4 protein-coding genes are annotated in these 4,702 nt (G+C 47.4%); 1 reads left to right on the top strand and 3 read right to left on the bottom strand.

What is annotated here, in order from left to right:
* Positions 1–108 precede the first annotated feature (108 nt).
* Positions 109–381: an oxidative damage protection protein gene (locus tag KDK14_RS19740; RefSeq protein WP_257266934.1), complete on the bottom strand. Its 273-nt coding sequence runs from the start codon at positions 379–381 to the stop codon at positions 109–111.
* Positions 382–451: 70 nt separating this feature from the next.
* A complete protein-coding gene (locus KDK14_RS19735; RefSeq protein WP_257266931.1) occupies positions 452–1,912 on the bottom strand; it encodes a YdiU family protein in 1,461 nt (486 codons plus the stop codon).
* A 150-nt stretch (positions 1,913–2,062) separates the two neighbouring features.
* Between KDK14_RS19735 and KDK14_RS19730 the strand changes: the two genes are divergently transcribed.
* The gene (locus KDK14_RS19730) at positions 2,063–3,595 is read left to right on the top strand and encodes a hypothetical protein (protein ID WP_257266929.1); all 1,533 of its coding nucleotides are present in this window, start codon (positions 2,063–2,065) and stop codon (positions 3,593–3,595) included.
* Here the strand turns inward: KDK14_RS19730 and KDK14_RS19725 are convergent.
* Positions 3,592–4,626, bottom strand: coding sequence for an autotransporter outer membrane beta-barrel domain-containing protein (locus KDK14_RS19725; RefSeq protein ID WP_257266928.1), 1,035 nt, complete (start codon positions 4,624–4,626; stop codon positions 3,592–3,594). The genes KDK14_RS19730 and KDK14_RS19725 overlap by 4 nt on opposite strands.
* Between the last annotated feature and the right edge of the window lie 76 nt (positions 4,627–4,702).

The following is a 4,702-nucleotide window of genomic DNA, read 5'->3' as shown; positions in this document are numbered from 1 at the left end:
AAGTCAAGTTTTGTGTTTAGTGGATGGTCGTACGTCTGGTTCTATCGCCCTGGGGCTACCCTCAATACGTTTTGTTGAGAATAGCCAGCAAAAGCAGCTTTATGGGCGTTAGTTATCCTCCGGCACATAGCCTTCGGCGGCATCAAATTCTTCGCCAGAGAAATACTTATCCATCTGTTCCATAAGATATTCCCGGGCTTGCGGTGTCAACAGGTTCAGGTGCTTTTCGTTGATCAGGCGGGTCTGGTGCGCCTGCCATTGAGTCCAGGCTTCCCGGGAAACATGCTCGAAAATCCACTGACCCTTTGGACCGGGTAGCGGTGGAACCATCAGACCTTCCGCTTCTTTTTTCAGTTTGACGCATTGAATCATTCTGGCCATTGTTATCTCACTGCTTCGGTTAATTGAGGGTATCTTAACGGGAAAGCGGCCGGATAAACATGGATTCCCTTCAGGAAGAGCAGCTGATCTCCAGTTTTTTGCCCCATTCAGGGGGCTTCTCGGCAAAGTGTTCAAAATCAGGGTGCTCATCGCAGGGTGAGGTCAGCACGCTCATCAGGTTTTCGATTTCCTGGTAGTCACCTTGCTCTGCCTTTTCGATCGCCTGTTGTGCCAGGTAGTTTCTGAGAATGTATTTCGGGTTTACCTGTTTCATTCGTTTCTGGCGGCTTTGCTCGTCCAGAGGGTTTGTTTTCAGCCTTTCCCTGTATCTATCCAGCCAGGGGGCAAGTGATGGGTGGCCAACAAACGGCGCCAATTGTTTACCCGGTTGTTTTGCAGGAAAGTTGCTGAGGGTACGGAAGAACAGCGTGTAATCACAGCGACTATCGTGCAGTAGCTGCAGCAGATCGCGAACCAGTTCTGCGTCTTTCTCCTGTTCCACCAACAGCCCAAGCTTATCGAGCAGCAAACGGGTGTAGGTTGTGGTGTAGATTTGTGGGTATTGGTCCAGCGCTTTCTGGATTAAGGCAACATCATCAAACAGCGGAACCAGCGCCTGGCCAAGCCTGCCACAATTCCAGTAGCCAATGTCGGGTTGTTGGCTGAAGGCATAGCGGCCAGAGTGGTCCGAGTGATTGCAGATATATTGCCAGTTAAAATCGTCCATAAAACCATAGGGGCCATAATCAAAGGTATCCCCGATAATGCTCATATTGTCAGTATTCATAACACCGTGGGCAAAACCTGCGGCCTGCCACCGGGCAATCAAGGTTGCGGTACGATGCACGACTTCTGCATAAAACCGCTGATAGTCGCTGCCTGCCACTCCTTTAAGATGATGAAAGTGGTGCTCAATGGTGTAATCAGCCAGCGCTTTTAAGGCTTCATAGCGTTTGTTGTAAAAGAAGTATTCAAAGTGACCAAAGCGGATATGGCTTTTGGCCAGCCGGAGCAGTGTCGAGCCAGCTTCCGTGGTTTCCCGATAAACCGGCGTATCGCTGGTGACCACGCACAACGCGCGGGTCGTCGCAATGCCCAGGTGGTGGAGTGCTTCTGAGGCGAGATATTCCCGGATACAGGAGCGCAGAACGGCTCTGCCATCACCAAATCGGGAGTAAGGGGTTTGCCCGGCACCTTTGAGATGCAGGTCCCACTTTTCTCCCCGGGTATTGACCAGCTCCCCCAGCAACAGCCCCCGGCCATCACCCAGTTGGGGATTATAGACCCCAAACTGATGGCCGGAATAAACCATGGCCAGTGGCTCTGAACCGGGCCATGCACCGTTTCCGGAACCGATTTGGGTCAGTTTTTCCCGGGTCTCCCGGGTGTCTTCAAGGTCAAGCAGCTGGCCGGCTGATGGGCTAAAGGCCACCAGTTTCGGGTTCTCCAGGGGGGTTGGGTCCAGCCTTGTATAAAAGTAGTCAGGCAAGCGTGAGTAGGTATTATTGAAGTGTTGGCCATCAAGGTTCATCCCTGTGGTGCTCCCGAATGATTCACAGTAGACCAGTTTACCCTGTATTTGTGCGTGGCACATTTGTTGTCAAAATGGCTTGTGGTTGAACTTATAGGCAGTTTTTATGTCATACACTTTAGGTTATCAAGAAAAAAAAGGAGATTTGCGATGAGTTCTGTGGAACTGGGTGCGTTGAGTGCCATGTCTTACTGTTGGCACAAGCACGAAGACAGTTTCTTCGTTGTCCGTGCGGCAAAAGCCATCGCCGGAGCAGTGAAAGCGACTTTTGGTAAATTCACCGTCGAATTGTTACAAGAAGCCAAGCCTTTGATGTTATGTCATCCGGATGCCTGGTTTGCAGCACCGGTCAAACGGGCATTGGATGACTACGATGTATCTGTTGCACAGGATACTGCCCGACAACCGTCAACTGCGGGCAGCCCTCCCGCAACATCAGGTAGCCCTCCCCCATTACCCCAAGAACCTCGGGTACCGGTGAATTCACCATTCACATTTTCTTTAGACGAAACGGTTACAACCCGAGTTCGATTTCTAAGCGAAGCAGAGTCGACATCACCAGATGTGAGTACCGCTTACAAAGAGATGAGAAAGGAGGCAGGGGAATTATGGATTGAAAACACCTCGCCTAAAGTTGAAGTAATGAATTTAGATGCCATAGATAATATCGTATTTGGTAATAAAAACCATGAGGTTATATCGAAATATAAGGTTCAGTATCGTCAGCCAAATTGTAAATGGTACTCAATTGAAGAAGTGCTTAAGGTGCGTGATAAAAGTAATGGCCAGATGAAGTTGGTACGTGTCGGTTCGTTCAGTGATTGTCCAGACGGATCAACAGTCGGAGGGGCCGGTTTCCCTGGATACTCAGATGATAGTTCAAACAAGGTTGGCAATTATTTACAAAGACTCGAGGTTTATAACAACGAGGGTAATATTTACAAACCCTACGAGAATGTCAGGTTTGGTTTAGGCCCAGCCATTGATAACAATCGAAAGATAGGCAAATGGTGGAGTTGTGGTTTTGATGCACTGAGATTGGGGCTTTATCAGACTACAGGCTATAAGTTTTCTTTTCTCGTCTTGGTTGCTTTTTTAGAAGAAATGATCAACCACAGTTCAAATCCACAAGAAGCAAGAAAAATTATGGCTAATGGCAACTATCCTTTTGGCTTGTTTTCAATGATTCATTTGCTTATTTGGGTTAATCCAGACCCAAAATACCCGAATTTTTTGGTGGAAGAGGACTCTGATGGATATTATAAGCTTACAAAAGAAGCAAGAAAAAATGCTGAAAAACAAATTGGCGATATACGCATAGTCAATCGTGAAGACATTACGGATCCCACAATTTGGGACTCCTCATCAACAGCCATACTTGGCCAGCCTGCACACGCTTTTGGTGTCTATCGTAACAGAAAAGCAGATGGCACTTTCGAATATATGGTCTATGACCCTCACAACTTCGACGAAAATCGAGACTTTTATACTTCAGACAATGGTGAGGGTCGTATGAGTTTTGCAACCGCCGAAGAGGCTATTGAGTACGTAACAACATGCAAACCAGGTCACAATGGCAAGGTTGATGCTTTTATTAGAGTGACTGATCCCGTAATGTGCTTCCTGCGGGAAAGAATGCTGAAAACGAAAAATCGGCTTGAGGAAAATGGAGAGGGTTTCTAAAAGTTATAACGAACCCTGGCAATACACCCATTGACTCTGAAATTATCGGTCCAATGGCGTAAATATCGAAAGGTAATGGTGGAATTTCTCTTGATTTCCACCTTCGTACTTGCGTCCAACTCATAGCGGCTGGCATTCCGGTCAGTACCATGGATCAGGAAGCTTTCACCACCTGCAGCAAAATGCGCAGTGATGGCAATTGGATCTTTTTTGAAATCGTGAAAGCCCATCAGCCCAAGCTCTGGTTTGATGACCATAGCGTGGGTATCAATCTCTCCCATCAACTTCAGGCCAGCACCGAGTTGCACTAAGTGATAGGTTCCATTACTGACCTGATCGCAAGACGGGTGGGTCTGGGCAGGATCTCTGGCGGACTCGGTATAATCGTCGGTGTTGATGGTGTAATAACGAAAGGCTACCCTGGGCTGCCAGCTCAACTTATCACCGTAGGTGTAGCCCGCTATCATGCCTACTCCAAAGCTTCGGGTATGGTATTTTGCATCATGCTGATGACCACCCACGAAGCGGTGCCCGTTATTCTTGCCAAAGGAGTAACTCATTCGACCATCAAAGAAAAAATCATCTTCCAGGTACGATGAGTAAAGGCTGACGATATGGGTATCCGTGTCGATGTGGTTGCTTGAGCCGTCTTTTCCTTCTACTGTTCCGTTTGCATAGGTGTAGGCAATACCCACTGCTATATTTTGATCCTCTGCCAGAGGACTGTCTGCACCCATCGAGAAGCCATTGGTTCGGGCATGATAGCCCAGTACATGGTCCTTGCTATCCTGTGTTGCCTTGCTGTGGGTGTATTGCATCCAGGCAGTGCCAGCAGAGAAGATATCGCCGGTGCTGATGCCGGATATTTTGTCATCTTGAATTTTTTTATAATCACTACATGAAGTTTCAGAGTTTTTTGCTGCTGCATAAACACTTTGGATAAATGTTGAGGTGATTAAAGTTGAGGCTACTGAAAAAATGGTAATTGCCAGTATTTTTTTACAGCATGTCTCAACGCTTAAACCAATCATTCTCCGGGTTCCTCAACCAATGGTGCTTTGACACGTAAAGGATATGGAAAAGGGTTGGTCATACAAAATATTGTTT

It is taken from the genome of Endozoicomonas sp. ONNA2, from assembly GCF_024606365.1.
GTDB lineage: Bacteria > Pseudomonadota > Gammaproteobacteria > Pseudomonadales > Endozoicomonadaceae > Endozoicomonas.
This window is presented reverse-complemented; position numbering and strand designations above follow the sequence as displayed.